Consider the following 251-nt stretch of genomic DNA (forward strand, 5'->3'; position numbering starts at 1 on the left):
GTCTTTGTCTTGCTCTGTAGCAAAGGCTAAAAGCATTTTGCGTGTTACGTTACCGTTGTGATGAATGTTATCGCACGACTGTACTGTAAACGCGCCTAAGCCTTGCTCTTTACGCAGTTTTAACGCAGCAGAAATGTAACCAAACGCTGTAATTGGGTCGTTCGGGTTATTAATGTCGTTAATAATATCTGGATTACTGTAATCAAACTCGCCCGTTGCAGGGTTAAAGTTGTAACCACCTTCGGTAATAG

Annotated in this window: 1 protein-coding gene; it reads right to left on the bottom strand. The window is 42.2% G+C overall.

The window, feature by feature from the left end; all coding sequences use genetic code 11:
- Positions 1-251, bottom strand: a 251-nt coding sequence (locus tag AAEY57_RS20630; RefSeq protein WP_502935514.1) for a mannitol dehydrogenase family protein, incomplete at both ends; no start/stop codon positions are given.

It is taken from the genome of Pseudoalteromonas sp. MER144-MNA-CIBAN-0113 (genome assembly GCF_040308965.1).
GTDB lineage: Bacteria > Pseudomonadota > Gammaproteobacteria > Enterobacterales > Alteromonadaceae > Pseudoalteromonas > Pseudoalteromonas tetraodonis.